This window comes from Mycobacteriales bacterium (assembly GCA_035690485.1).
GTDB lineage: Bacteria > Actinomycetota > Actinomycetes > JAFAQI01 > DASSKL01 > DASSKL01.
On record DASSKL010000042.1, the window covers coordinates 1 to 23,988 of the forward strand.

27 protein-coding genes and 1 riboswitch are annotated in these 23,988 nt (G+C 73.4%); of the genes, 16 read left to right on the plus strand and 11 right to left on the minus strand.

Going from position 1 to position 23,988, the window contains the following annotated elements; genetic code table 11:
- The first annotated feature begins 22 nt into the window (after positions 1–22).
- The 3 genes from VFJ21_05255 to VFJ21_05265 are packed head-to-tail and all read left to right on the plus strand — an operon-like array spanning position 23 to position 1,991.
- Positions 23–1,282: a BREX system ATP-binding domain-containing protein gene (locus tag VFJ21_05255; protein ID HET7406530.1), complete on the plus strand. Its 1,260-nt coding sequence runs from the start codon at positions 23–25 to the stop codon at positions 1,280–1,282.
- 50 nt (positions 1,283–1,332) lie between these two features.
- Positions 1,333–1,563, plus strand: coding sequence for a ribbon-helix-helix domain-containing protein (locus VFJ21_05260; protein HET7406531.1), 231 nt, complete (start codon positions 1,333–1,335; stop codon positions 1,561–1,563).
- Positions 1,563–1,991, plus strand: coding sequence for a TA system VapC family ribonuclease toxin (locus tag VFJ21_05265; GenBank protein HET7406532.1), 429 nt, complete (start codon positions 1,563–1,565; stop codon positions 1,989–1,991). Before VFJ21_05260 ends, VFJ21_05265 begins: the two co-directional genes overlap by 1 nt.
- A gap of 12 nt (positions 1,992–2,003) precedes the next feature.
- Here the strand turns inward: VFJ21_05265 and VFJ21_05270 are convergent, their stop codons facing one another.
- Positions 2,004–2,558, minus strand: coding sequence for an RES domain-containing protein (locus tag VFJ21_05270; protein HET7406533.1), 555 nt, complete (start codon positions 2,556–2,558; stop codon positions 2,004–2,006).
- 40 nt (positions 2,559–2,598) lie between these two features.
- Positions 2,599–2,964 (minus strand): hypothetical protein, encoded by a 366-nt coding sequence (locus tag VFJ21_05275; GenBank protein ID HET7406534.1) that lies wholly within the window; start codon positions 2,962–2,964, stop codon positions 2,599–2,601.
- A 112-nt stretch (positions 2,965–3,076) separates the two neighbouring features.
- Between VFJ21_05275 and VFJ21_05280 the strand changes: the two genes are divergently transcribed.
- The 6 genes from VFJ21_05280 to VFJ21_05305 all read left to right on the plus strand — a co-directional run bounded on the left by VFJ21_05280 (position 3,077) and on the right by VFJ21_05305 (position 8,213).
- Positions 3,077–4,114, plus strand: a complete 1,038-nt coding sequence (locus VFJ21_05280; GenBank protein HET7406535.1) for a MoxR family ATPase — start codon at positions 3,077–3,079, stop codon at positions 4,112–4,114.
- Between the two features lie 37 nt (positions 4,115–4,151).
- Positions 4,152–5,096: a VWA domain-containing protein gene (locus VFJ21_05285; GenBank protein HET7406536.1), complete on the plus strand. Its 945-nt coding sequence runs from the start codon at positions 4,152–4,154 to the stop codon at positions 5,094–5,096.
- A complete protein-coding gene (locus VFJ21_05290; GenBank protein ID HET7406537.1) occupies positions 5,093–6,004 on the plus strand; it encodes a DUF58 domain-containing protein in 912 nt (303 codons plus the stop codon). Before VFJ21_05285 ends, VFJ21_05290 begins: the two co-directional genes overlap by 4 nt.
- Complete coding sequence (locus VFJ21_05295; protein HET7406538.1) at positions 6,001–6,939, plus strand: VWA domain-containing protein; 939 nt, start codon at positions 6,001–6,003, stop codon at positions 6,937–6,939. Before VFJ21_05290 ends, VFJ21_05295 begins: the two co-directional genes overlap by 4 nt.
- 31 nt (positions 6,940–6,970) lie before the next feature.
- Positions 6,971–7,282, plus strand: coding sequence for a hypothetical protein (locus tag VFJ21_05300; protein ID HET7406539.1), 312 nt, complete (start codon positions 6,971–6,973; stop codon positions 7,280–7,282).
- A gap of 100 nt (positions 7,283–7,382) precedes the next feature.
- Positions 7,383–8,213: a nuclear transport factor 2 family protein gene (locus VFJ21_05305; GenBank protein ID HET7406540.1), complete on the plus strand. Its 831-nt coding sequence runs from the start codon at positions 7,383–7,385 to the stop codon at positions 8,211–8,213.
- 89 nt (positions 8,214–8,302) lie between these two features.
- Here VFJ21_05305 and VFJ21_05310 read toward each other — a convergent pair whose 3' ends face one another.
- Positions 8,303–9,307 (minus strand): serine hydrolase, encoded by a 1,005-nt coding sequence (locus tag VFJ21_05310; protein HET7406541.1) that lies wholly within the window; start codon positions 9,305–9,307, stop codon positions 8,303–8,305.
- 76 nt (positions 9,308–9,383) lie between these two features.
- Between VFJ21_05310 and VFJ21_05315 the strand changes: the two genes are divergently transcribed.
- The 3 genes from VFJ21_05315 (at position 9,384) to VFJ21_05325 (ending at position 12,516) form a co-directional block, all read left to right on the plus strand.
- On the plus strand, positions 9,384–11,624 hold the full coding sequence (locus tag VFJ21_05315) for a sensor domain-containing diguanylate cyclase (protein HET7406542.1): 2,241 nt from the start codon (positions 9,384–9,386) through the stop codon (positions 11,622–11,624).
- 50 nt (positions 11,625–11,674) lie between these two features.
- Positions 11,675–12,106: a hypothetical protein gene (locus VFJ21_05320; GenBank protein ID HET7406543.1), complete on the plus strand. Its 432-nt coding sequence runs from the start codon at positions 11,675–11,677 to the stop codon at positions 12,104–12,106.
- 206 nt (positions 12,107–12,312) lie between these two features.
- Positions 12,313–12,516: a hypothetical protein gene (locus tag VFJ21_05325; protein HET7406544.1), complete on the plus strand. Its 204-nt coding sequence runs from the start codon at positions 12,313–12,315 to the stop codon at positions 12,514–12,516.
- Here VFJ21_05325 and VFJ21_05330 read toward each other — a convergent pair.
- The gene (locus VFJ21_05330; protein ID HET7406545.1) at positions 12,494–13,483 is read right to left on the minus strand and encodes a response regulator transcription factor; all 990 of its coding nucleotides are present in this window, start codon (positions 13,481–13,483) and stop codon (positions 12,494–12,496) included. The two genes, VFJ21_05325 and VFJ21_05330, sit on opposite strands and share 23 nt — an antisense overlap.
- A 326-nt stretch (positions 13,484–13,809) precedes the next feature.
- Complete coding sequence (locus VFJ21_05335) at positions 13,810–14,265, minus strand: hypothetical protein (GenBank protein ID HET7406546.1); 456 nt, start codon at positions 14,263–14,265, stop codon at positions 13,810–13,812.
- Here VFJ21_05335 and VFJ21_05340 point away from each other — a divergent pair.
- From VFJ21_05340 to VFJ21_05355, 4 genes are all read left to right on the plus strand, one after another.
- Positions 14,255–14,536 (plus strand): hypothetical protein, encoded by a 282-nt coding sequence (locus VFJ21_05340; GenBank protein HET7406547.1) that lies wholly within the window; start codon positions 14,255–14,257, stop codon positions 14,534–14,536. The genes VFJ21_05335 and VFJ21_05340 overlap by 11 nt on opposite strands.
- A 138-nt stretch (positions 14,537–14,674) precedes the next feature.
- A complete protein-coding gene (locus VFJ21_05345; GenBank protein ID HET7406548.1) occupies positions 14,675–15,172 on the plus strand; it encodes a hypothetical protein in 498 nt (165 codons plus the stop codon).
- Complete coding sequence (locus VFJ21_05350) at positions 15,169–15,696, plus strand: hypothetical protein (GenBank protein HET7406549.1); 528 nt, start codon at positions 15,169–15,171, stop codon at positions 15,694–15,696. Before VFJ21_05345 ends, VFJ21_05350 begins: the two co-directional genes overlap by 4 nt.
- Positions 15,693–16,679 carry an HTTM domain-containing protein gene (locus VFJ21_05355; GenBank protein ID HET7406550.1) on the plus strand — a complete coding sequence of 329 codons (987 nt, stop codon included), beginning with the start codon at positions 15,693–15,695 and terminating at the stop codon, positions 16,677–16,679. Before VFJ21_05350 ends, VFJ21_05355 begins: the two co-directional genes overlap by 4 nt.
- Positions 16,680–16,689: 10 nt before the next feature.
- Here VFJ21_05355 and VFJ21_05360 read toward each other — a convergent pair whose 3' ends face one another.
- The 6 genes from VFJ21_05360 to VFJ21_05385 form a co-directional block, all read right to left on the minus strand.
- Positions 16,690–17,805: a glycosyltransferase family 4 protein gene (locus tag VFJ21_05360; GenBank protein ID HET7406551.1), complete on the minus strand. Its 1,116-nt coding sequence runs from the start codon at positions 17,803–17,805 to the stop codon at positions 16,690–16,692.
- Positions 17,802–19,133: a M48 family metallopeptidase gene (locus tag VFJ21_05365; protein ID HET7406552.1), complete on the minus strand. Its 1,332-nt coding sequence runs from the start codon at positions 19,131–19,133 to the stop codon at positions 17,802–17,804. The genes VFJ21_05360 and VFJ21_05365 overlap by 4 nt, the downstream gene beginning before the upstream one ends.
- A gap of 19 nt (positions 19,134–19,152) precedes the next feature.
- The gene (locus VFJ21_05370) at positions 19,153–20,511 is read right to left on the minus strand and encodes a hypothetical protein (GenBank protein ID HET7406553.1); all 1,359 of its coding nucleotides are present in this window, start codon (positions 20,509–20,511) and stop codon (positions 19,153–19,155) included.
- An 88-nt stretch (positions 20,512–20,599) separates the two neighbouring features.
- Entirely contained in the window at positions 20,600–21,373 is a 774-nt protein-coding gene (locus VFJ21_05375) for a hypothetical protein (GenBank protein ID HET7406554.1), read from the minus strand.
- Complete coding sequence (sepH, locus tag VFJ21_05380) at positions 21,373–22,500, minus strand: septation protein SepH (protein ID HET7406555.1); 1,128 nt, start codon at positions 22,498–22,500, stop codon at positions 21,373–21,375. The genes VFJ21_05375 and sepH overlap by 1 nt, the downstream gene beginning before the upstream one ends.
- A gap of 112 nt (positions 22,501–22,612) precedes the next feature.
- Complete coding sequence (locus VFJ21_05385) at positions 22,613–23,650, minus strand: NlpC/P60 family protein (protein ID HET7406556.1); 1,038 nt, start codon at positions 23,648–23,650, stop codon at positions 22,613–22,615.
- 11 nt (positions 23,651–23,661) lie between these two features.
- Positions 23,662–23,824: riboswitch (cyclic di-AMP (ydaO/yuaA leader) on the minus strand.
- Positions 23,825–23,988: the final 164 nt, after the last annotated feature.

The following is a 23,988-nucleotide window of genomic DNA, read 5'->3' on the forward strand; positions in this document are numbered from 1 at the left end:
AAGTCCGGCTTGAGGCGGTGTCATGACCGTCTCGTCACCGGATCGCATCCGCCTACGCCGGGCGGTCGAGGCGCTGCGCTCGGGCGTGCCCAGCTGGGACGCCGTGGCCGCGCTCGGCTCCGGCCAGCCGGAGGTGGAGGATCGCTTCAGCGCGATGCTCAACGACGTCGGCAGCGGGCGGGCGGGCGGCGGGCCGCTGGGGCTGCTGCTCGGCGGCGGTTTCGGCGCAGGCAAGTCACACGTGCTCACCCACCTCGGCCACCTCGCGTTGGATGCCCGCTTCGTCGTGTCCACGGTCGTCATCAGCAAGGAAACACCGCTGCACGATCCGGCCAAAGTCGTCCGCGCCGCCGTCGAGTCCGCCGTCGCTCCCGGCCGGCTCCGGGGCGCCGTCGCGGAGGCAGCCGCGGCACTCGACCCGGACACCCCTGCCTACGCCGCATTCAGCCGCTGGCTCGCCGCGCCGGGCAGCGCGGTGGACGAGCGGTTCGCGGCTTCGCTCCTGGTGCACGAGCGGCTGCGCGGCGGGGAGGCCCCCGAGGGCGACGAGACCGTCGACGCCGTCGTCCGCTTCTGGTCGGGCGACCCCATGCGCACCTCTGACCTGCGCCGGGCGCTGAAGGCCGTCGGCGCAGCCGGGCTCTACTCCTTCGGCTCCATCTCCGCGCGCGAGCTCGCCCGCCAGCGGCTGCGTTTCCTCGCCGGGCTCTTCCACGCGGCCGGGCACGCCGGGTGGGTCGTGTTCTTCGACGAGGTCGAGCTCATCGGCCGCTACTCGCTGCTGCAACGCGGCCGGTCCTATGCCGAGATCGCTCGTTGGATGGGCAGTGATGCAGCCGACCGAACACCGCTGGTCGGCGTGCTCGCTATGACCGACGACTTCGAGGCCGCTGTGCTCGCAGCTTCCGGCAAGGACGACCGAGCCGCCCTGCCTGCACGGCTACGCGCCAAGCAAACCCCGGAGTGGGACGAGACGGCGACTCTCGCGGAGGCCGGCATGCGCCACATCGAGCGCGACCTGGTGGCGCTCACGCCGCCGGACGCAGCGGAGCTCGACCGCGCCTACGCCACGCTGAAGCGACTGCACGGCGAGGCTTTCGGCTGGTCGCCGCCGGACGTGCCCGGCCTGGAGCGACTCGGGGCGACCCGGATGCGCCAGTACGTCCGGGCCTGGATCAACGAGTGGGACCTGGTGCGCCTCGATCCGACGTACACGCCGGTCACCGAGACCGTCGCGATCCGCAGCGACTACCGGGAGGACGCGGCCTGGGAGGGCGACTGATTCAGCACCACGATGCATGGCCATGCGCATCAAGATGCTAAGGTCGACGCGTGAGGACGACCGTGACGCTCGACGATGACGTCGCTGCCGCCGTGCAGCGACTCCGCAAAGACGAGGGCGTGGGGCTGAGCGAGGCGCTCAACGAGCTGGCGCGGGCCGGTCTGCGGGTCCGGCCGCGGCGCGCCCGGTTCCGCCAGCGCAGCGCGCCACTCGGGCTGCGCGTCGACGTCAGCAATGTCGGCGAGGCGCTGGAGTCGCTCGACGGCCCCACCGCGCGCTGATGCTGGTCGACGCCAACCTGCTGCTCTACGCCGTCGACGCCTCGAGCACCCGGCATGACCGAGCGGTCGCCTGGTTGGAGAGCGCGCTCAACGGTCCCCAACGGGTGGGGCTGCCCTGGCAGTCGCTGACCGCTTTCGTCCGCATCACGACCCACCCGCGCGCTCTCGACCGGCCGCTGACGGCCGCCGAGGCGTGGGACTACGTCGACGACTGGCTCTCCTGCGACGTCGCCTGGGTGCCGACGCCCACCCACCGCCACGCGGAGGTGCTCGGCCACCTGATCAGGACCTACGACGTGCGGGGCAACCTGGTCCCTGACGCTCAACTGGCTGCCCTCGCCATCGAGCACGGGCTCGAGATCGCCTCAGCCGACAGCGACTTCGCGCGGTTCCCGGAGGTTCGCTGGTCCAACCCGCTGGTGCAGTGACTTGGCCGTAGGTCAGCGGCGGGCGATCGGTCGCAGGATCCGGTCGCTCGCCGCGACGACCGCCGGGTGGTCCAGCGCCAGCGGTGTCACGTCGGCCACCGCCAGCGCCGACCGGTCCCAGAGCCCGATCGAGGTCCAGTCCGCGTCGTACGCCGACCACCACGAGACCCCGGCCCACTCCCCCGCGTCGTAGAGCCGCCGTGCCCACGCCTGGGTGACCGCCCGGTCCCGGGTCACCACGCGCGACGGCCGCAACCGGAGCGCGGTCAGCCGGCGGGCGTCGTCGAGGTCGCAGACCGCCGGCTCGCCGGCGTACGCCGCCAGCGCGAGCACCGACCCAACCGGCGCGGCCGGCGGTGGGGCGAGCACCGGCGGGGCCCACCGCGGGTAGCGGCCGAGTGCCTCGGCGACGGCCGCCTCGGCCGAGCCGGCGACGTAGAGCACCCGGTAGCCCCCCGCCGGGTCGTCGACCCGGCCGGCGCCCTGGCGCGGCCAGACGAACAGCGGGTGGCCGTTGTCGGTCGGCCGTCGCGCGTCGGGGTGCACGACGCAGACGCGGTAGAGCATCAGGCCACCGAGCGCGCCCGGGCCCGTGGACCGGTGCGGTTCAGGCGAATGCTCCTTGCTCGTGGGCGTGGATCGCGGGCAGCACCGCCGCGAGACCGCGCACCTTGAAGGCGTCGACCGGCCGCGCGCCGGCGAGCACCGGGTCGGACCCGGTCAGCCACAGCACCGCCTGCTCGGGGGTGAACGCCTGCAGCACCCGGCCCAGGAACGCGTCGAGCTCGACCACGGCGGCCGCGTTGACCGCGCTCATCCGCTCCTGGCCGCGCAGCCACCGGCCGGGCTGCGACTTGTTGACGCCGAGCAGGTCGGCGACCACGTTGTTGCCGATCGCGAGCACGGCCCGCCGCAGCGCCTCGGTCGGCCGGTAGACCTCACTCGCCCCGCGCTTCAGCGCCACCTCAGCCATGTACCCAACGATACCTGTTGGGCAGCAGATTTCAGGCTGCTCTCAGGTTCGGCGAGCCACCATGGAACCCGACACCATGGAGCCCGAGCACGACGCGACGAGGAGCCTCCGCATGCCCAGCAAGACCGACGCCACGCCGTACGACGAGAGCGGGACCCCGGCGGTGCTGCTCGAGCGGGCCCTCTTCGAGGCGAAGAAGGTGCTCGTCGGCCAGGACCACATGCTCGAGCGATTGTTCGTCTGCTGGCTGGCCCGCGGCCACTGCCTGCTCGAGGGCGCGCCCGGCCTGGCCAAGACCCTGGCCGCGGAGACGATCGCGCGGGTGCTCGGCGGCACGTTCACCCGGCTGCAGTTCACCCCCGACCTGGTGCCGGCCGACCTCGTCGGCACCCGGATCTACCGGCCCTCGCAGGAGGGCTTCGACGTCGAGCTCGGCCCGGTCTTCGCCAACCTCGTCCTGGCCGACGAGATCAACCGGGCGCCGGCCAAGGTGCAGTCGGCCCTGCTGGAGGTGATGGCCGAGGGGCACGTGTCGATCGGCGGCACGACCTACCCGGTGCCGAGCCCGTTCCTCGTCCTCGCCACCCAGAACCCGATCGAGTCCGAGGGCGTCTACCCGCTCCCCGAGGCGCAGCGCGACCGGTTCCTCATGAAGGTCGTCGTCGACTACCCGTCGCCGCGCGAAGAGGTCGAGATCGTGCACCGGATGAGCGTCGCCCCGCCGCGCGCCGAACGCGTCCTCGACACCGCCCAGCTGGCACGGCTGCAGGCGGCCACCGACGCGGTCTTCGTGCACGACGCGGTCGTCGACTACGCCGTACGCCTCGTCGTCGCCAGCCGCGCCCCCGGCGAGCACGGGCTCACCGAGCTCTCCAGCCTGATCGCGTACGGCGCGAGCCCCCGCGCCACCCTCGGCCTGGTCGCCGGCGGCCGCGCCCTCGCGCTGCTGCGCGGCCGCAACTACGCCCTCCCCCAGGACATCCACGACATCGCCCGGGAGGTGCTCGGCCACCGCCTTCTCCTTACTTATGAGGCGATCGCGGAAGGGGTCGACACGGCCTACGTCGTCGAGCGGCTGATCCGCACCGTCCCCGCGCCCCAGATCGCGCCGAGCCAGGACGGGCCGCGGCTGATCACCGACGTGGCGTGACGACGATGACCGGGCGGCCGACGAGGACCGGGGCGCCGTGACCCTGCGTGACCCGCAGTGGCTGTGGCTGCTCGTGCCGGTCGTCGGGCTGGCCGCGGCCTACCTCGCCCTGACCTGGCGCCGCCGCAGGGACATCGAGGCGTTCGCCGAGCCGGAGATGTTCGCCCGCCTCACGCCGCAGCGGTCACCGGCCGGCCGGCACCTCGCGGCCGGCGCGGTCGCGCTGTCCCTCGTCGCGCTGACGATCGGGCTGGCCCGGCCCGCGCACACCGTCAAGATCCCGCGCCAGCAGGCAATCGTCATGCTCGCGATCGACACGTCGGCGTCGATGGCCGCCAACGACGTCTCGCCCGACCGGCTGGAAGCGGCGGTGCAGACCGCGAAGGAGTTCGTCAAGCAGGTCCCTGCGCGCTTCCAGGTCGGGCTGGTCGCCTTCTCCGACAACGCCCAGGTGCTCGCCACGCCCACCACCGACCACCGCGCGGTCATCGACGCGATCGACGGCCTCACCCTCGGCCGCGGCACCGCCACCGGCAACGGGCTGGAGGCCGCGCTGCAGACCATCGAGGCGTCCCTCGGAGCGAGCGACTCCAAGGAGGCGGCGACCATCGTGCTGCTCTCCGACGGCGTACCGACCGTCGGCGTCCCCGTCGACACCGCCGCGCAGGAGGCGGCCAAGGCCGGCGTGCCGGTGAGCACGATCGCCTTCGGCACCGGCAGCGGGCTGGTGCAGGTCGGCGGGCAGATCGTCTCGGTGCCGGCCGACCCGGCGACCATGAAGGAGATCGCCGACATCACCGGCGGCCGCACGTTCCAGGCCGCGTCGATCGGCGAGCTGCGCGCGGTCTACCAGGACCTGCAGGGCCGGATCGGCTACACGACACAGCAGCACGGGCTCGACGTCGAGTTCCTCGCCGCCGGCATGGCCGCCCTGGTTGCCGCCGCCGGCGTCTCGCTCGCCCTGCGCGGGAGGGTGCTGTGAGCAACGCTCCCGACCGCCGCGGACCCGGCACGGTCACCACCCACGAGGCGGCCCTGCGCCGGCTCGAGCTGATCGTGCGGCTCAAGCTCGACGGCCTGCTGCACGGCGACTACCTGGGCCTGGTGCCAGGCTCCGGGTCGGAGCTCGCCGGCGGCCGCGTCTACTCCCCCGGCGACGACGTACGCCGCATGGACTGGAACCTCACCGCGCGCTCGCAGGAGCCGCACATCCGCGACACGATCGCCGACCGCGAGCTCGAGACGTGGATCGTCGTCGACGCGTCGGCGAGCCTCGACTTCGGCACCGTCGGCTGCGAGAAGCGCGACCTCGCGACCGCGGCTGCGGCGGCGTTCGGCTTCCTGACCGCGCAGGCCGGCAACCGGCTCGGCGCCCTGGTCTTCGACTCCGCCGGGACCGGCATCCTGCCGCCCCGCGGCGGCCGGGCCGCGACGCTCGCGCTGCTGCACCGGATCGAGGCGCGGCCCCGCGCGGTGACCGGCGAGGCCGACCTGGCCGCTGCGCTGACGCGGGTCGCCGGCCTGGCGCGCAGGCGCGGGCTGGTCGTCGTCGTGTCGGACCTGCTCGACACCAGCGACTGGCGGGTGCCGCTGCGGCTGCTGGCGGCGCGGCACGACGTCGTCGTCGCGCAGGTGACCGACCGTCGGGAGGCGGCACTGCCCGCCGTCGGCGTGGTGACGTTCGTCGACCCGGAGTCCGGCCGCCGGGTCGAGGCCCAGACCTCCGACCCGCGCCTGCGCGCACGCTTCGCCACGGCCGCCGCCGCCCAGCGCGAGACCCTCGCCCGGGCGGTGCGCGCGGCCGGTGCCGCGCATCTCGTGCTCGCCACCGACCGCGACTGGGTGCTCGACATCGTGAAGTTCGCCGCGGCCCGGCGGAGGCGGCGATGACCTTCCTCGCGCCGGAGCGGCTCTGGCTGTTCGCCGTACTCCTTGTCCTGGCGGCGGCCTACGTCGTGCTGCGACGGCGGCGCCGGCGCGAGGCGGTCACGTTCCCCAACGCGCTGCTGCTGTCGTCGGTCATGAAGCGGCGGTTCGCCTGGCGCCGGCACGTGCCGGCCGCGGCGGCAGTCCTGGCGCTGGCGGCCGGCATCGTCGGCATCGCCCGGCCCGCGACCGCCGAGCAGGTGCCGCGCGCCGGCGAGGTGATGCTCGCCATCGACATCTCCGGCTCGATGGCCGCGCCCGACGTGACGCCGACGCGGCTAAAGGCCGCGGTCACCGCGGCGACCGGTTTCGTGCACGACGCGCCGTCCAACCTGCGGATCGGGCTGGTGGTGTTCTCCGACCGGGCCACCGTGCTCGCGACGCCGACCACGGACCGGGCGGCGGTCACCGGCGCACTCGCGACCCTCAGACCGGGGCCGGGCACCGCCGCCGGCGAAGGCCTCTACGCGGCGCTGCACGCACTCGGCCCGACGAAGACGACCGGCAGCAAGCCGGCCGCGGCCGTCGTGCTGCTCGCCGACGGCGCCAGCACCGTCGGCCGCTCGCTCGCCGACGCCGCGCAGGCGGCCAAGCAGCAGGGCGTGCCGGTCGACACGGTCGCGTTCGGCACGTCGCACGGCACGGTCCGGCTCGGCGGGCAGACCGTCGCCGTCCCCGTGGAGACGACCGCGCTGCACCAGGTCGCGACGACGACCGGCGGGAAGTTCGAGGCCGCGGCGTCGAGCCAGCAGCTGCGCAGCGTCTACGAGGAGGTCGGCCACGGCGTCGGTTTCGAGACCCGCTACACGGAGTTCGTGCACCTGCTGACCGGGGTCGCCGTCGCGCTGCTGCTCGTCGCTTCGGTGCTGGCGCTGCTCTGGATGCCGAGGCTCGCGTGATGTCCCGAACGCGCCGCGCGAGGACCGAGGCATGACCGACACTGGGGTCGTGGCATCCGAGCACGACGTGGTCTGGGAGCAGTGGCGCGGGCTGATCCGCGCCCGGCGCGACGGGCAGCTCAGCGAGACGGAGTACCGCCGCCGCACCGCCGACCTGCGCCGCCGGCTCGACCAGCTCGGCCTCGCCGCTCCCGACCCGGCCCCTCCGGCGTACGAGCCTGCGCTGCCCCCGCCGACCCGCGAGGCAGCGATCCTGGGACCCGGCGGCGTGCTCACCCTCGTCGTCATCGTGGCGGTGCTGGCGGCCGCCGTCGGCTTCGCCCTGGTCAGCCTCGCCGCCTGAGACACCTCGGCGCCCAAGGTCTAGGCACCGCCCCGCGACCGGCGTAGCGTCCGGCGCAGCGACCACGGTCGCGTGGTCGCCAGACCTCATGGGGGGCGCCATGTCGGCACAGACCACCAAGACCACCACCCCGGTCGAGCACGCCAACGCAGTGCGGTTCCGGCGCAGCAACACGGCCTTCGAGACCGGCGACGTCGCGACGCTGCACGAGCTGTGGTCGCCGGACATCACCTGGATCGAGGGCGGCAACACCCCGTTGGCGGGCACCCACCGCGGCTTCGACAACGTGCTGTCGACCCTGACTGACGGCATCGGAATGCTCGACGCGTTCGCGATGACCCTCGAGGAGGTCTACGCCGACGACGACATGTCGGTGGGCCTCTACACGATGGCGTTCACGAAGGGCGGGCGCACCGCGATCACCCGGGCCGCGCTCGCGGCCCAGATCGTCGACGGCCGAGCCACCACCGTCAACGCCGTCAACATGAACCAGGCGGCGGTCGACGCCGTCATGGGCGGGACCGTCGCCCTGCCCGAGCAGGGTCAGTCGACCGAGCACGTCAACGCGGTCCGCAACCGGCAGGCGTTCGAGGCGTTCCAGGCCGGCGACATCTCCGGGCTGCACGCGTTCTGGTCCGACGACATCGTCTGGACGGAGCACGGCAACAACCGGTTCGCCGGCACCCACCGCGGCTTCGACGCCACGATGGCGATGATCGGCGAGGTGGGCACGGCCATCGGCCCGGACTGGTCGCTGCGCCTCGACGGCGTCGCCGCCGACGACGACTGCTCGATCGCGCGGTTCACCGGCTACTACTCCAAGAACGTCATCGACTCGTTCGTCATGGTCAGCTACCTGGACAAGGGCAAGGCGACCCGGGTGCACGTCATCAACGCCAACCAGGCCGCGCTCGACGCGATCCTGGGCTAGCGCGGGAAGCTCCGAACCGGCGCCACGTCGCCGGTCACCGCAGCAAGGCGCCCGGTCTCCCTGCCGGCCGGGCGCCTTCCCCGCCGCCGTCAGGCGAACGCCGCGAGCACCGCGGCGAGCCAGGCGCGGACGTCGGCCGACCGGTCGTCGGGCGTCTTGCCGAGCCGCACGACGACGAGGTCGAGCGACGGGCAGACGAGGACGTACTGCCCCTCGTAGCCCGCGGCGCGGAACGACCCGTGGTCGTCACCGGTGAGCCACCAGTGCGCGCCGTACAGCAGCCCCTCCTCGTCCACGGACCGCACCGTCGTGCCGTGCCGCACCCAGCCTTCGGGCAGCAGCCGCCGGCCGGCCCAGACGCCGTCGCGCAGGTAGAGGTAGCCGAAGCGGGCGAAGTCGCGGGCGGTCGCGTGCAGGTAGGACGACGCCACCCAGGTCCCCGCCGCGTCGAAGGTCGGCGTCGCCGAGGTCATGCCGATCGGCTCGAAAAGCCGCTCGCGCAGGAACTTCTCGTAGCCCGCTCCGGGCCCGAGCAGCCGGGCGACGACACCGGACACGATGTTCGACGTGCCGCTGGAGTAGAGGAACCGATCCCCCGGTGGCGCGGCCAGGTGGCGGTCGGCCGCGAACGCCGCGACGTCGTCCTGACCGGAGCCGAAGAGCATCTCGATGACGTCGGAGGCGCGCTCGTCGACGTAGTCCTCGACCCAGTCGAGGCCGTCGCGCATCTCGAGCATGTGCTGCAGCGTGATGGCGGCCCGGTCGGTGCCGGCCCACTGCGGCACGTCGGCGGGCGCGTCGAGCGACAGCCGGCCGTCGCCGACGAGCAGTCCGACCACCGCGTGCAGCACCGACTTGGCCATGGACCAGGACAGCAGCGGGGTGTCACGGCCGACGGGGTCGGGCGGCCGGTCGAAGTGCTCGAGCGCCCCGGCGTAACGCTCGGCCACGACGCGGCCCTGATGCACGACGACGACCGCGAACGTGCGCGCCAGCGGGCCGGCGTCGTCGAACGCCCGGTCGAGCAGCGAGCCCACAGGCACGGGCGATTCGGCGGTCATCCATTCGGCCCCGGGCCACTCCACCTCAGCCACCAGCGCACCGTAGCCGAACGGCCAGTCTCGGCCCGCGCACCTCAAGTCGATCACCCACACGGCCGAAGCCTGGGGCATGGGGGAAGAGCTGCAGCAACCGCTGCACGAGGGCCCTCCCCAGGACCCCACCGACGCGCGGCACATCTCCGGGATGACCACGTCGGTCATCGTGCGCTGGGTGCGAAACCAGCTCGGCGAGGACGGCGTACGCCGGATGCTCGTGCACGCCCACGATCCCCGGCCCGCCATCCAGATCGAGGACACGCAGGGCTGGAGCTCCTACTGGCAGGCCACCGCACTGCTCGAGGCGGCGGTCGCGGTCACCGGCCGCCCGGACGCCGCGCGCTGCATCGGCGAGGAGATGCTGACCCAGCACCGCGGCACCCCGGTGATCGAGCTGCTGCAGTCGCTGGGCTCCCCCGAGGCGCTGCTGGAGAGCATCGCCGCGTCGGGCGCGAAGTTCAGCAGCGTGCTGCACCTGCACCCGCTGGAGGTGACCCCGGGGCGGGCCACCGTCGCGGGCACCACCGCACCCGGCATCCCCCGGCACCGGCTGCTCTGCGACTTCACCGCCGGCATCCTCTCGGTCGTCCCCAGCATCTTCGGCATGGACCCGGCCGCCGTCGCCGAGAGCGACTGCCAGGCGCGCGGCGGCACCGAGTGCACCTACCACCTGACCTGGGACCCGGCCTCCTCACCGGACGTCGGCGACCCGGTGCGGCGGATCCACTACCTGGAAGAAGAGCTTGCCGGGGCACGCCGCCGGCTCACCGCGCTGCAGAACACCGCATCCGAGGTCGTCACCGCCAGCGACGTCTCGTCGGCGCTCGCCGCAGTGGCGCGCCGGGCGGGCCAGGCGGTCGGCGCGTCGGCGTACCTGCTGGCGGTCCGGGTGCGACCCGCCAGCGCCCCGACCCTGCACGGCTGCGGCCTCGACGCCGCCGAGCGCGACCGGCTGGCCGGCGAGCTGCTGGGCACCGATGCGGGCAGCCGGCTCGACGACGGCGGCGGCCAGCGGATCATCGTCGACGTGCGGTCGGGTGAGCGGCTCTACGGACGGTTCGCCGCGCTCTACCCCGAGGGCACGAAGTTCTTCCCGCACGAGCGGGACCTGCTGCGGGCCTACGCCGGGCACGCGGCCGCGCTGCTCGACACGGCGGCCGCGCTGGAGGAGGCCCGCGCGCAGAACCGCACCTCGCGCGCGCTGCTCGACCTGTCGGCAGCACTGTCGCGCGTCGGCAGCCGCGAGGAGGTCTCGCAGCGCCTCGCGTCAGCGGTCCCCGAGATCGTCGAGTGCGACCGCGCGTCGGTGCTGCTCTGGGACGAGGAGGGGCAACGCCTGCTGCTGACCGCCTGGCACGGCGACGGCACCGCGATCCGCGAGAAGCTGCGCGACGTCGGCATCGGCACCGAGGCGACCCCGGTGCTGGTGTCGCTGCTGGCCAACCGCGAGCCGCTGTTCCTCACCGTCGACACCGAGGACCCCTACATCGCCGAGCTGTTGCGCGGCGGCGACGCGGCCGCGGTCGTGGTGGTGCCGATCGTCGGCCACGACCGGTTCTACGGCGTCGTGACCGCCGAGGTCACCGACGACCCCGATCGGCTGCATCCCGACGACGACCTGCTGGAGCGCATCGCCGGCATCGCCCACCACGGCGCGACGGCGCTGGAGAGCGCCAAGCTGCTGGAGCAACTGCGCATGCAGGCGCTGCACGACCCGCTGACCGGGCGCCCCAACCGCGCGCTGCTGGTCGACCGCATCGAGCACGCCCTGGCCGCAGCGCCGCGCGACAACGCGTCGGTGGCGCTGATGTTCCTGGACCTCGACCGGTTCAAGGAGATCAACGACGTCTTCGGGCACGCCGCCGGCGACGTGCTGCTCGTGCAGGTCGCCGGCCGGCTGGCCGCGACCGTGCGCGACGGTGACACCGTCGCCCGGCTCGGCGGCGACGAGTTCGCCGTGCTGCTGCCCCAGGTGCGCGACGAGCGGGAAGCGGTCGGCTGCGCGGAGCGCGTCCTTACCGCTCTGGAGCCGGCCTTCGTGATCGAGGACATCGAGTTCACCGTGTCCGCCAGTATCGGCATCGGCCTGTCCTACGGGCCGGACACGGAGGCGCTCGCGTTGCTGCGGGAGGCCGACCGGGCGATGTACGCCGCCAAGGCCCGCGGCGGCGGCGTCTACGAGCTGGCCGCCCCGATCGACCCGACCACCACGCACCGGCTGCTGCTCGACGCGACCCTGCGCGCCGAACGCCAGTGGTCCGCGCTGCCCGGCATCCCCGCGCCGCTGCAGCCTCCGGCGTACCTCATCGGCTGACCGCCGCTCGCGGCGGCCCCCGCCCCCCTGCCAGGCACTAGCCTGCGGGGATGGAGCCCGACGTCAGCAGCCTCACCGAGTTCCGCGCCGTCGGCTTCTTCGCCGCTGACCACGCCGTGATCGAGAGCGGCAAGGTCTACGCAAGCGGCGCCTACTGGTCGGTGCTGCGGTTCCCGGCGTTCCCGTTCGTGCTGCCGGCCTGCGCGGTGGTCGCGGTGATCTCCGTGCCGTTCCACTCGACCGGGGAGGGCGAGCACGCCTTCCGCATCGCGCTCGAGGACGCCGACGGGCGGGCGCAGCCGATCCAGATCGACGGGTCGTTCCGCGCCGGGCCCGGCCCCCGCGACGGCGAGCCGGCGATCGTGCCGATGGCGGTGCCGTTGTTCGGGCTGCAGTTCAGCGGCCCGGGCGACTACTCGTTCGTGCTGTCGGTCGCGGGCGAGGAGATCGCGCGCTACCCGTTCCACGCCACGTCGCTGTAGCGAGTCGGCGGGGAGTGCAGAGCCCCCTCGTCCCTGCACTCCCCGACGGCCCGGTGGCTGGCGAACCGCATCTTCCTCCCGACAACGCGGCCCGTCCGGAAATTTCGCGGTCCCGGCGGGATCAAAGCCATAGACCTTTCGTTCCGGTACGACAGGTGCGTCAGGCGCCGAGTCGGTGCCGCCGCGCCGGGACGCCGGGGGGCGGCATGGCGGAGGATCAGCACCCGCTCGACTTCACGATCGAGCTGGACCGAGAGGAACGCTGGGTCATCGTCACCTGCCACCGCTGCGAGATCTCGGTGCAGCTGCCGCTGAACAGCGACGGCTCGCTGCCCGCTGCGCTGGGCCCGCTCGCCGCCAGTCACTCACCCGAGGCGCACAGGATCCTCAAAACCCGTCGTCGTCACTGACCACACGCGGCAGCAGCGGGCGGCTCGGGTGCATCCCGCGGTCGTTGGCCCACGCGCACAGCTGTAGCCGCGTCGAGGCGCCGACCTTGCTCATGATGTTGTGGATGTGGTTCTTGCCGGTCTGCATGGCGATGCCGAGCCGGCTCGCCACCTGCTTGACCGAGTAGCCGTCGACGAGCAGCTGCAGGATCTCGCGCTCGCGCGGGGTCAGCAGGCCCAGGTCCGGGGCGAGCCCGTTGCCGGGTCGCGGCCCGACCCCGTCGCCGTTGACCGCGACCAGGGGGCGCTCCTCGTCGCCTGCCGGCACCGCTTCCACCTCGAGGTCCGCCGGCCCCTCCCCGGGGTGCGCCGGCTCCTCGCCGGGATGCGCCGGGTCGACGCCCATGTCCTCCGCGACCGGCATCTCGGCACCCGCTGCGACGGGCGGGTGGACGACGAGCCCGCGCCGGACCACCCGCAGCGCCTCGACGATGTCGTCGATCTCGGCGGTCCGGTCGAGCACCCCGCGGACCCCCACGGCAGTCGCCGCCGCGATGTCGTCCATCGTCGGCGCGGGCACAAGGGCGAGGATCGGCGTACCGGCCAGTTGGCGCGCGAGGTGGTGCACCTGCGCCATCGGGTGCACGCAGGCCAGCAGCGCGTCGGGGCAATGCGTCGGCGCCATGAGCACCGCCGTGTCCACCCGGTCGGTCCAGGCGACGACGCGTACGGCGGGGTAGCGGTCGAGCAGGCGAAGCAGGCCCTCGCGGAAGATGGGCTCGTCCGCGAGCAGCAGCAGGCGGATGCCGGCACCCGTCGCCGCCGCCGCGCCCGGCCCGTCGGCCGCCTGCGCAGCCTCACCTGGCGCGGCGACCGGTACCGCCGCATCGCGCAGCGCCCGGATGATCTCGTCACGGCGCTCGGCGCCGTACGTCTCGGACACGAGCAGCGCCCCCCTCGCCGGCCGCTCCAGACCCGCACTCTTCATACCGTCAGAATCGCGGATCGGGTTTCAGATACATCGCAGAAGGACGTTTTGTCGCGTACCGGTACATACGCCCTATTGCTCCAGTTTGACCCATCAGCCAGCCTGTTGCAGCCACGCCGAACAGCCCAGCCAGGCGACGGTCGCCGAGCGGGCTGACATCCCCCGTCGACGTGCGTGAGCCGCTCGTGGAGAGGCCATGTCGGGACGGGGTGCACGTGGTCCGCCGGCGCGCGTCGAGGTGTCTGACTCCGCCGCCTGCACTCAGCTACCCGGCCGGGCACGACCGCCGCGGTAGCCCCCTGTCCTGCAGGACCCTCACAGGAGGATCACGTGCGAAAGCTGTTCCGCATCGCACTCGCGCTCTTCGTCGTCGCCCTGTTCGCCGGGCCCGGCGTGGCATTCGCGAGCCACAGCAGCAGTAACGGCACACCGAACCCGCCGCCGACCAACCCGCCGTGCAACAGCGACAGCCACAACGGCCAGCCGCCGCCGTACGGCAACGGAAGTGGCAGCGGCCAGGACTGCAACACGACGTCCAACAGCACGACCAACGGCACCGGGAACTCGACCGGCAACAGCACGGGCAACGGCACCACGTCGGGGACGACCTCGAGCACGACGTCCGGCACCACGAGCGGGACCACTTCTGGTACCACCTCGGGGACCACGTCCGGTACCACGTCGGGTACCACGACCAGTGGTACGACCAGCGGCACCACGTCCGGTACCACCTCGGGCACGACGTCCGGGACCACCGGCGCGGCCACGAACGTGTGTGACACCGGCGGCCTGGCCCTCCCCGGCAGCACCGAGGCCGGCGAAGGCGACGGTACCGGCCACGAGACCATCGGCGACGCCGTCGCCGACGGCATCCTCGGCAGCCCGCTCGGCAACGTCGGCGGCCTGATCCAGGACCCGGGTCAGAACAACACGTTCGGTCCGGTCTCGGGTGCGCTCTACAGCGGGTTCTCGACGTCGCCCGCCTCGGGCCTCGGCAACGAGCTCGCCTGCCTGGTCAACGTCGTGGGTCAGCCCACTCCGACCGGTCTGTAACGGAGCGGACCACGAAGCACGCAGGGCGGTGGCCAGTCACCGCCTGATGCACCACCCGAAGACGAGCGGCGCGTATGGGGTCCGGCTGGCGCCTCATACGCGCCCTCTCGTCGCAGCCAGCCACTGCAGGGGGAACCGATGTCGAGGCGTCTTCGCGCCACCATCGCCACGGGGGTCGTCTGCTCCACCGCGCTGCTCGCCGTGGCGTGCGGCAGCAGCCAGGGCAATACGACCCGCGCCGTATCAGCAGTCCGCCCGCTCCCGCGGGTGATCACCAGCGTCGGCAAGAGCGTGACCACCGCCAACGGCAACGCCGTCACGGTGACCACCTACACGGCTGCAGCCGGCTCGGCGGCGAGCTCCGGGCCGACCGAGGCGGCCGCCGCCCACATCAGCGCGTGCTCGGGCGCGCACGAGACGCAGGTCGACCCCCGGGTGTTCCGGGTGCTGTTCGCCAACCGGCAGGTCATCGACGCCGACACGGCGAGCCCGCAGCGCTTGCCATCGCTGCACCTCACGGTCCTGGCGCCGCACCGCTGCACCGACGGCTGGGTCACCTTCGACGTCCCGAAGGGCTCGACGCCGGCGTACGTCGTCATGACCGGCTCGTCCCTGGTCGGATGGAGGATCCCGTGAGCCTGCAGGAGCACGTCGAGCGCTCGCCCTACGGGCAGGCCGTCATCAGCGGCCTGATCGCCTTCGTGCTCGTCGCGATCGCCGCCTGGAACCTGCCGGCATCACACCTGCAGACCATCGCCTCGAACGCCGTACGCCCGATCGTCAACGGCGTGGGGCTCGACCAGGCATGGGGGGTCTTCGCACCCAACCCACGCCAGGACTCCATCGGGTTGGTCGCCCGCATCCGGTACGCCGACGGTTCGGTCGCCTACTGGACGCCACCCACCCAGGGCCGCTACGTCGAGCCCTACCGCAGCTACCGCTGGTGGAAGTGGGTCGAGGAGATCAGCCCGGACCGGTCGCAGCCGTTCTGGCAACCCGCCGCGCTCTGGGTCGCCCGCCAACACCGTGCCGCCGACCCGACGAGCGTCACGCTCATCCGGCGCTGGCGCGACAACCTGCCACCCGGCCAGAAGGGACACACCTCCTGGCACCAGTACGAGTTCTTCACGCTCGACGTCACCCCGGGGATGCTCCGATGACGCCGCGCGGGCGCGACCTCGCCGCAGGTTGGCACCGGTTCTGGTTCGCGCCGGTCGACACCTCGACGCTCGGCGTGCTGCGGATCGTGACCGGGCTGGTCGTCTTCGGCTGGACCCTGTCGCTGGCACCGGATCTCTCGGCGTTCTTCGGACCGCACGGGATCCTGCCGCGCACCCCGCAGCCGGCCTGGACGTTCAGCCTGCTCGGCGCCTCGCCCTCGATGACGCTCGTCGTGGCGCTCTACTGCCTGCTGCTGGTCGGCTCCCTGTGCCTGGCCGCCGGCTTCGGCACACGGATTGCAGCCGTGGCCGTGTGGCTGCTACTCATGTCGTTCGACCGCCGCAACGCCCTGATCCTCAACGCGGGTGACGACCTGCTGCGCGTCGACGCGTTCTACCTGATGCTCGCCCCCGCCGGCGCCGCGCTGTCGGTCGACCGCTGGCTGCGCCATCGCGACAGGTTCTGGGAGTTCCCGCAACGTGCGCCGTGGGCGGTGCGGCTGATCCAGATCCAGCTGTCCGCGATGTACCTCTTCGCGGTCTGGGCAAAGGTCCGCGGCACCGACTGGAACGACGGGACCGCGGTCTCCTACGCGCTGCGGGTCGGTGACCTGACTCGCTTCCCCGCACCGCACTTCCTGACCGACAACCTCACGGTCGTCAACCTGCTGACCTACGGCACCCTCGCCCTCGAGATCTCGCTGGCGCTGCTGGTGTGGAACCGCAGGCTGCGGCCGTGGCTGCTGCTCGCGGGCATCGCGATGCACCTGAGCATCGAGTTCGGGATCCTCGTCGGCTTCTTCAGCATCGCCGTCATCGCAAGCTACGTCGCCTGGGTGTCCCCCGAGGCGATGACGCGGGTGCTGCTCGGGGCACGGCAGCGCCTGCGCCGGGGCCGGCCGGTGAAGATCCCCGCCACTGTGCTCCCGCTGCCACAGCCGGCAGAGCGACCACGGCACGCCGCGTCACGGAGCCTGCACTGAGCGAGCCTGATCAGCCGGCTGCTGCCGTACCGGGATGCAGCATCTGCTGCAGCCGTCGTGCCTGCACCGGCCACTGCCACTGCTGCTGCACCCACGCCCGTCCCCGCGCACCCATGAGGCGCGCCGCCGGCCGGTCGAGCAGCAGCGCGCAGATGCGGTCGGCCACGTCGGCCACGGAGCGGCCGTCGACGACATGGCCGGTCTGCCCGTCGAGCACCGCGTCGGGCGACCCACCGGACCGGCCGGCCACCACCGGCAGCCCGACCGCCGACGCCTCGAGGAACACGATGCCGAGTCCTTCGACCTCGATGCCTCCGAGCCGGTCGCGGCACGGCATCGCGAAGACGTCGCCGGCGTCGTAGTACGCCGGCAGCTGCGCCCACGGCACCGACCCGGTCACCACGACCGGCAGGTCGCCCGCCATCTGCTGCAGCCTCTTGCGGTAGGGCCCGCCGCCGACCAGCAACAGGCAGGCGTCCGGCACGCGCCGCCGGATCAGCGGCAGCGCGCGCACCAGCACGTCCTGGCCCTTGCGCGGCACGAGCCGGGACACGCAGACGACGACGGGCCGGTCGGACAGCCCGAGCCTGCGTCGTACGTCGTCGCCGCCGCAGCCAGGAGCGAAGAAATCCGTGTCGACGCCAGACGCGAGCTGCTGCAACCGCTCGGCGTAACGGCCGAGCGCGGGGGCCAGCCGCGACCTGGTGAAGCCGTTGAGGTAGGTCATCACGTCGACGCCGCGGGCGACCTGCCGCAGCAACTGCCGGGTCCCTGGCAGCAGCGCCCAGCCGACCTCGTGACCGTGGGTCGAGGCGACCGACCGGTCGAGACCGAGCCGCGGGGCCAGCAGACCGAGCGGCGCGGCCGCCCCGAACCACACCGAGTCGCACGCGTCGGCCCGCGCGATCTCCCGCGCCTGCCGCAGGACCGCCGGCGTCGGCAGCAGCACCGACGTGTCGGCCCGGACGACGGGGAACGGTTGCGCCGCGTCGTACTCCTCCCAGCCGCGCCAGCGCGAGGTGAGCACGGTGACCGACGGCAGCCGCGACGCGAGCGCGTGCACGAACGACTGGATGCCGCCGGGACGCGGCGGGAAGTCGTTGGTGACGACCAGCGTGCGGGTCATCGGGCCGCAGGCAGCGGCAGCGGGATCGGCATCCCGTGCAGACGCGCCCAGTCGACGGCCATCGCCAGCCGCTGCGGCGACGTCGGGTGGGTGACGAACCAGACGTACTGCGCGCCGTTGGGGTCGAGGTCGGACAACCCGCGGATCGCGAGCGAGCGCATGGCAGCAACGAACGCCTGCGGGTCGTTTGTCAGCTGCAGCGCGTGCCAGTCGGCCCGGGCCTCGATCTGGCGGCTGACCAGGTTCTGCACCGGACCGGACAGCGTCGAGAGCACGGTGACGACGGCGACCAGCAGGGCGACCGACCGCGGGTCGCGCGCACTGCGCACTCCCCCGCGGCGCAACAGCGCCGGTGACGACAGCAGCACGAACACCGCGGTCAGCCCGGCGGCGACTCCCAGCGCACCGATGGCCGTGCCGTGCAGCACGTCGTCGTACTTCGCGTGCCCCAGCTCGTGCGCGACGATGACCTCGATCTGCGCGGGCGGCACGTCGCGCAGCAGGTTGTCGTAGAGCACGATCCGCCGGGTGCCGCCGTAGCCGGAGACGTAGGCGTTGAGCGTCGTCGTACGCCGGGAGGCATCAGCGACCAGGACGTCGTCGACCGGCACCCCGTCGCGGCGGGCCATGGCGAGCAGGTCGCTGCGCAGCTGGCCCTGCGGCAGCGGGTGGAAGTGGTTGAAGACCGGCTCGACGACGACCGGGTAGAGGAACGAGAACAGGAAGACCAGCGCCGCGCCGGCGACCGAGACCGGCAGCCACCAGGTGCGCGGGAAACGACGCACCAGCGCGTAGAACGCCAGCACGCCGATCACCACCGGCACGACGGACACGCCCAGCGAGCGGCCCTGGTCGGCGAACCAGCCACCCCAGCCCTGCAGCGTCAGGTCGTAGTCACGAAGCACGACGTGACCTCGCGCCTCGAACGGCAGCTGCACCAGCCAGGCCACCACCACGACCGCGGCACCGCCGAGCGCGGCCACCAGCGGCCAGCGGCCGCGGCCGAGCCGGCCCGCCAGCCGGGCACCGGCCGGCGTGAAGCCGAGCAGCAGGACCGCGGCCCAGCCCAGGAACAGCGCCGCGTAGCTCGAGGGATGGATGGCCGCGTGGAAAGCGTCCTCCCGGGCGCGCACGGCCGCCGAGTAGTAAAGCGACGGGTCGGTCGGCGCCCGGCCGCCGGGCACGGATGCGTCGATGATCCGCCACGGCGTGGTGAACCCGATGACGAGGCCGAGCGCAACCAGCAGCACGACGAGGGCGACCACGGCCGGCAGGCGGGACCCCCGCCCGACGGTCCGGGCCGGGGCGAGATCGGCGACGCCGGTCACGACGGCCGAGCGGCGCAGGTCATGACAGCTGCTGGGCGACATAGGCGCGCCACTGCGCGGTGAACGCCGCCGTCGTCGTGTGCAGCACGTCGCGCAGGCCGCGCTCGAGCGCGACCTGGCTCGAGACGCCGCTCGCGGTACCGACCTTGCGGTAGAGCGCGACGAGGGTGGCGTCACCGTGCTCGGCGACGAGCCGGCAGGCGAGCCAAGCCTCCTCGTAGACCTGCGGCAGCCGCGCGTTGGCACCCGCGAAGTCGGCGTCGGTCGGCAGCCGCTGGGGCAGGTGGCCGGCGACCACCTCGGCCTTGAGCTCCCGGGCGGCGTCGCCTACCGCGACGCCGGTGCCGTGGTAGCCGACGTAGTCCGCGAACCCCTCGACCAGCCAGTCGGGGGTCGACGTGCCGGTCTCCGCCCGGGTCGCGACATGGGTGATCTCGTGGGTCATGACGACCCGGCGGCCGAGGCTGCCGAGCTTGGCGAAGTTGGCCGGGTTGACGATGATCCGGTCGCCGACGGCGCCGCTCGGGCCGGCGCGTCCGGGCAGCTCCGCGGTCGCGACCGCGGCGATCTGCGACATGTCCTCCCCGCCACCGACCATCTGGGTCAGCTCCTGCTGCGTCGATGGCACCAGCACGACGACCCGCTGCGGCCAGTCGCTGCCCCATACCTGCGTGACGGTCGGGGTGTCGCCGTCCGCCTCCGCGACGAGGGCGGCCATCAGCGACTGCGACCCCGGATGACCCAGCACCAGGGCGTGCCTGCCGTGCGCGACGACGACCGGCCCGCCGTCCCACAGCTCGCGGGTGGTGGTGAGCCCCTGCGAGTCGAGGTCGGTGTCGGAGGCGAGGTACCAGCCGGTCGGCCGCTGCACGAACGTGAGGAACTGCAGCGCCGCCGTCGGCTGCGCGTCGTAGCCCTTGAGCTGGTAGTGCAGGTAGACCCCCGCCGGGGCGTACGCCGGAGCGCCGTAGCTCGCCGCGATGCCGGGGGGCAGCGTGTGTGGCGCGCCCTGGTCGAGCTGGTAGGACCACGAGGACAACGGCACCTGGGCCAGCGCGTCGAACAGCTGCCCCTGCGCGGCACGGAACCGCAGCGACTCGGGGTCGACCGTCGCCAGGAACCCGGCCCGGTCGTGGTGCAGCACCGCGGCGGCGCGCCGGTCGAGCAGCGCCTGGATCGACGCGTCGGGGTGCGGGTCCCGCAGCTGCGTGGTGTCGGGCGCGACCCGCTGACGGGGCACGGCGCTCACGGCGGGGGCGGCCGGGGCGACCGAGCGCGCGACGGTGACCCCGAGGTCGGTGAGCAGGACGGCGGCGAGCGCGGTCGCGACGGCGGCGGCGACCAGCCGCGGCGATCGCCGGCCGGTCGGCTCGCTCACGGCGTCGAGTCTAGGGCTGGAAGGACCCCGTTCGTGGCTGCGCGCAACGCCCGATCTGAGACGGATTCTGCGGTGATCTCTTCGCCCGTCACCGGGACGCGAGCAACGTCTCCGCACGACGCACGGCGGCGCTGGTCGCCGCGGCGGCAGCGGCCCGGTCGCGGTCACTGCTCTCGAGCTGCTGCTGGGCGGCGGTCAACTGCCGGCGTACGGGGTCGAGGAAGACCGCATAGGCGTCCGCGGCCTCCCGAGTCGAGCGGTACCAGCCCGACACGGCGCGGTCGTACCACCGCGCCTCCAACGGGGCGAACACGTCGTAGGCCGCCGCGGCGGCGGTCGCCGCCGTCGTGAAGTCGCGGTCGGCACGCAGCTCGGCCCGACCGGCGCGTACGACGCCGTCGATGGCGGTGGCACTCGACCCGTCGAGGTTGCGGGCCGCGGCCGCCAGAGCGGTGAGGGCGTCGCCGTAACGGTCGGCCTCGCCGGGCAGCCGGTCGAGCACCTTGTGCGTCTGGGCCAGCAGCGCGGGCAGCTGCGCCTGACCGCGCACCTGCGTGGGGTCGCCGGTGGCCGCGGCCGCGGCGATCCCGTCGATGCCGCCGGCGAGCTGGGCCAGCTGGCCGGTGTCGCTGAGGACCGCGGCGCGTGCGCTGTTGAAGGCGGGGATCGCCGTGTCCAGCGCCGGAACGCCGGCCGGCCCGAGAGTGGCGGGCGTGGTGTCGACCGGAGCGGGCGGCGCGGCCGCGGTCGAGCCGCTGCCCGCGGCGCCGGTCGCCGCGACGACGATGCCGGCCAGCAGGGTCACGCTGACGAGGGCGGCCACCGCGGACGTCGCGCCGCGGGGCAGTGACGGGCGGGACATCAGCCGCGGGCGCTCCGCCGTGCGCCGGTGCTCCTGCGGGCGCTCTTGCCGGAGGTGCCTGTGCTCACGCCGCTCCCGTTGCGCTTCGCCGGGGCCGGCGGCCGGGTGCCGAGCAGCACGTCGGACCAGGTGGGGACGGCGGCGCGCTTGCCCTCGCCGACGTCGCGGACTCCCTGGTCGCGCGGCATCGGTGTGGTGCTCGAACGCTTTGCCGCGCTGCGGCCCCGGGCCGGCGGCGCAGAGGCCTTCGCCGCGGTGGCCTTCGCCGCAGTGGCCGTTGCCGCAGTGGCCGTTGCCGCAGTGGCCGTTGCCGGGCGACCACCGCTCCTCACCGCCGTGCCCTTCGCCGCCGAGCGCTTGGCCGCCGTGCTCTTCGCCGCGCTGCTCTTCGCCGCCGTGCTCTTCGCTGCCGTGCTCTTCGCCGTCGAGTGCTTGGCCGCCGAGCCCTTCGGCGTACGGCCCGTGGTCTTCGTGGTCCGAGGAGTCGACGCCGCCGCCGTCCTGCGGCCCCGCTTGCTCGCCGGCGCGGCCACGGTCGGCCGGCCAGGCGCGACGTAGCCGAGCTTCCCGGCGTAGCTGTCGAGCGCCGTGACCACCCGCTGGGCCGGGTCCCATCCCCACTCGGCCGCGCGCGCGCGGCCGCGCGCGACGTAGGTCAGGCGCACGATCCAGGTGCCGTCGTCGCGGCGGCGGGCGGTCCAGTCGACGGTGTCGGCCTTGAGCCCGGGCGTCTCGGCGAGGTGCAGATCGGCGGCGGCACCCACCGGCACGGCGGAGGCGCCGGCACGAGCCTTGGTCATGACGGCGTCACGGGCCTCGTCGACCATGCGCGCCCGCTCGGACATGACCGGCCCGGCGTAGCGCAGGACGCGGGCGACGGGTACGCCGGCGATCTTGGCCACCTGCTCGGGCGTCTCACCCGCCCGCAGCCGCGCCTGGATCTCCTTGGGGCTCAGCGCGCTCTCGGCCGCGCTCGTGCTGCCGGGCGCGGGCAAAGTGCCGCGCAGCGCCGCCTGCAACCTGGCGTCGACCGGCAGGACGTGGCTGCCCTTGACCGCGTCGGGGCTGGCGGCGAGCACGAGCTGGGCGCCGTCGTTCGTGATCGCGACGATGTAGAGCTCGCGCACCGCACCTCCTCCCGCCGGACCTCCGCCAGTGTGACGGACAACGCCCTGTGGTGCGCGCAAGCACCGCCGGGCAGGCGCGGCGGGTCGCGGCGGGGCGGTGCGGGCTTGCCGGCTACGGTCTGCCGGCGCCGGAGTAGCTGCTGCGGTCGATCGAGGCGATGCGTACGACGGCACCACTGTGCGGCGCCTCGATCATCCGGCCGTTGCCGATGTAGAGGCCGACGTGGTAGGGCGGGCTGCCGAAGAAGATGAGGTCGCCCGGCTGCAGGTCCGCGCGCGAGACCGGTCGGGTGTCCTGCTGCTGCGAACCCGTGTAGTGCGGCAGCGAGACGCCGGCGGCGGCCCACGCCGCCATCGTCAGGCCCGAGCAGTCGTAGGAGTTGGGGCCGGAGGCGCCCCACTGGTAGGGCTTGCCGAGCTGGGCGTAGGCGAAGCGCACCGCCACCCCGGCCCGGCCCGACGCCGGCCCGTTGTAGGAGCCGCGCAGCGACGCCATCCGGTCGGCGTAGGCGGACTGCTGGGCGAGGTAGGCCGCGCGGGCCGCCGACTGCAGCCGGTCGAGCTCGGCCTGCTGGGCGGCCAGCAGCCGCTGGATCTGCGCCTTCTGCGCGCTGAGGGCGCGCTGGGCGGCCGAGACCTGGGCGACCAGCTGCTGAGCCTGGGCCTCGGCGTCCGCGACCTGGTGGCGAGCCGACACGGCCTCGTTGATCGTCTCGGCGTGCCGCTGGGAGATGGCGTCGAGGGTATTGGACCGGCCCAGGAAGACGCTCGGGTTGCTCGAGGTGAGCAGGTTCATGAGCCCGTCGGAGACGCCGCCGCTGCGGTAGGCGGCCGACGCGAACTGGCCGAGCTGCTCCTGCACCTGAGCGAGGTGGGCCTGCGCCCGGCCGAGCCGGTCGCGCAGCGCCGCCTCCTTGGCCCGGGCGGTGGCCAGCTGGATGTTGGCGGCGTTGGACTGCTCGGACAGCCGGGCGACCTGCTCGCCGAGGGCGTCGACGCGCGCCTTGACCTGGGCGATCGAGGCGTGCGGGGCGGCGAGGGACGGGGTCGCGACGATCCCGGTCAGGCCGGCCGCGAGCGTCGCGGCAACCAGCCCGAAGGAGAGGGGACGGCGGATGATTCGCCGGTGGGCACGGCGGGCAGACGCCACGGAGGTGGCTCCTCCACTTCCTCTACCGCCTACCGGGTGAGCTGACGGGTTCGGGCGGGAAGGGTCGCCCTACGGCGTGCACCATGCGGGCATGGCGACGCCGATTCACCCCAGGGACATGGGTCCCCGGCTCCCGGCCGACCGCAGTCGGGCAGGACTCGGCGGTGACTACCCGCGGCCGCTCCCTGTGAACGGCACACCAACGGGCTAGCCGGGGAGGGACATTAGTAACCGAATCGTGACAACCGCAAGGCAGGTCGGTGTGGCCATCCTCACGTTGCGGACAAGGTGGCCGCTCGAGGCCCGCAGAGACACAAACCTCGCAACGCGCTGACCGG

Coding starts and splice junctions, on each gene's coding strand:
- VFJ21_05255 (HET7406530.1), top strand. CDS start 23: ATGACCGTCTCGTCACCGGATCGCATCCGCCTACGCCGGGCGGTCGAG.
- VFJ21_05265 (HET7406532.1), top strand. CDS start 1,563: ATGCTGGTCGACGCCAACCTGCTGCTCTACGCCGTCGACGCCTCGAGC.
- VFJ21_05270 (HET7406533.1), bottom strand. CDS start 2,558: ATGCTCTACCGCGTCTGCGTCGTGCACCCCGACGCGCGACGGCCGACC.
- VFJ21_05275 (HET7406534.1), bottom strand. CDS start 2,964: ATGGCTGAGGTGGCGCTGAAGCGCGGGGCGAGTGAGGTCTACCGGCCG.
- VFJ21_05280 (HET7406535.1), top strand. CDS start 3,077: ATGCCCAGCAAGACCGACGCCACGCCGTACGACGAGAGCGGGACCCCG.
- VFJ21_05295 (HET7406538.1), top strand. CDS start 6,001: ATGACCTTCCTCGCGCCGGAGCGGCTCTGGCTGTTCGCCGTACTCCTT.
- VFJ21_05300 (HET7406539.1), top strand. CDS start 6,971: ATGACCGACACTGGGGTCGTGGCATCCGAGCACGACGTGGTCTGGGAG.
- VFJ21_05305 (HET7406540.1), top strand. CDS start 7,383: ATGTCGGCACAGACCACCAAGACCACCACCCCGGTCGAGCACGCCAAC.
- VFJ21_05315 (HET7406542.1), top strand. CDS start 9,384: ATGGGGGAAGAGCTGCAGCAACCGCTGCACGAGGGCCCTCCCCAGGAC.
- VFJ21_05320 (HET7406543.1), top strand. CDS start 11,675: ATGGAGCCCGACGTCAGCAGCCTCACCGAGTTCCGCGCCGTCGGCTTC.
- VFJ21_05325 (HET7406544.1), top strand. CDS start 12,313: ATGGCGGAGGATCAGCACCCGCTCGACTTCACGATCGAGCTGGACCGA.
- VFJ21_05330 (HET7406545.1), bottom strand. CDS start 13,483: ATGAAGAGTGCGGGTCTGGAGCGGCCGGCGAGGGGGGCGCTGCTCGTG.
- VFJ21_05345 (HET7406548.1), top strand. CDS start 14,675: ATGTCGAGGCGTCTTCGCGCCACCATCGCCACGGGGGTCGTCTGCTCC.
- VFJ21_05355 (HET7406550.1), top strand. CDS start 15,693: ATGACGCCGCGCGGGCGCGACCTCGCCGCAGGTTGGCACCGGTTCTGG.
- VFJ21_05360 (HET7406551.1), bottom strand. CDS start 17,805: ATGACCCGCACGCTGGTCGTCACCAACGACTTCCCGCCGCGTCCCGGC.
- VFJ21_05375 (HET7406554.1), bottom strand. CDS start 21,373: ATGTCCCGCCCGTCACTGCCCCGCGGCGCGACGTCCGCGGTGGCCGCC.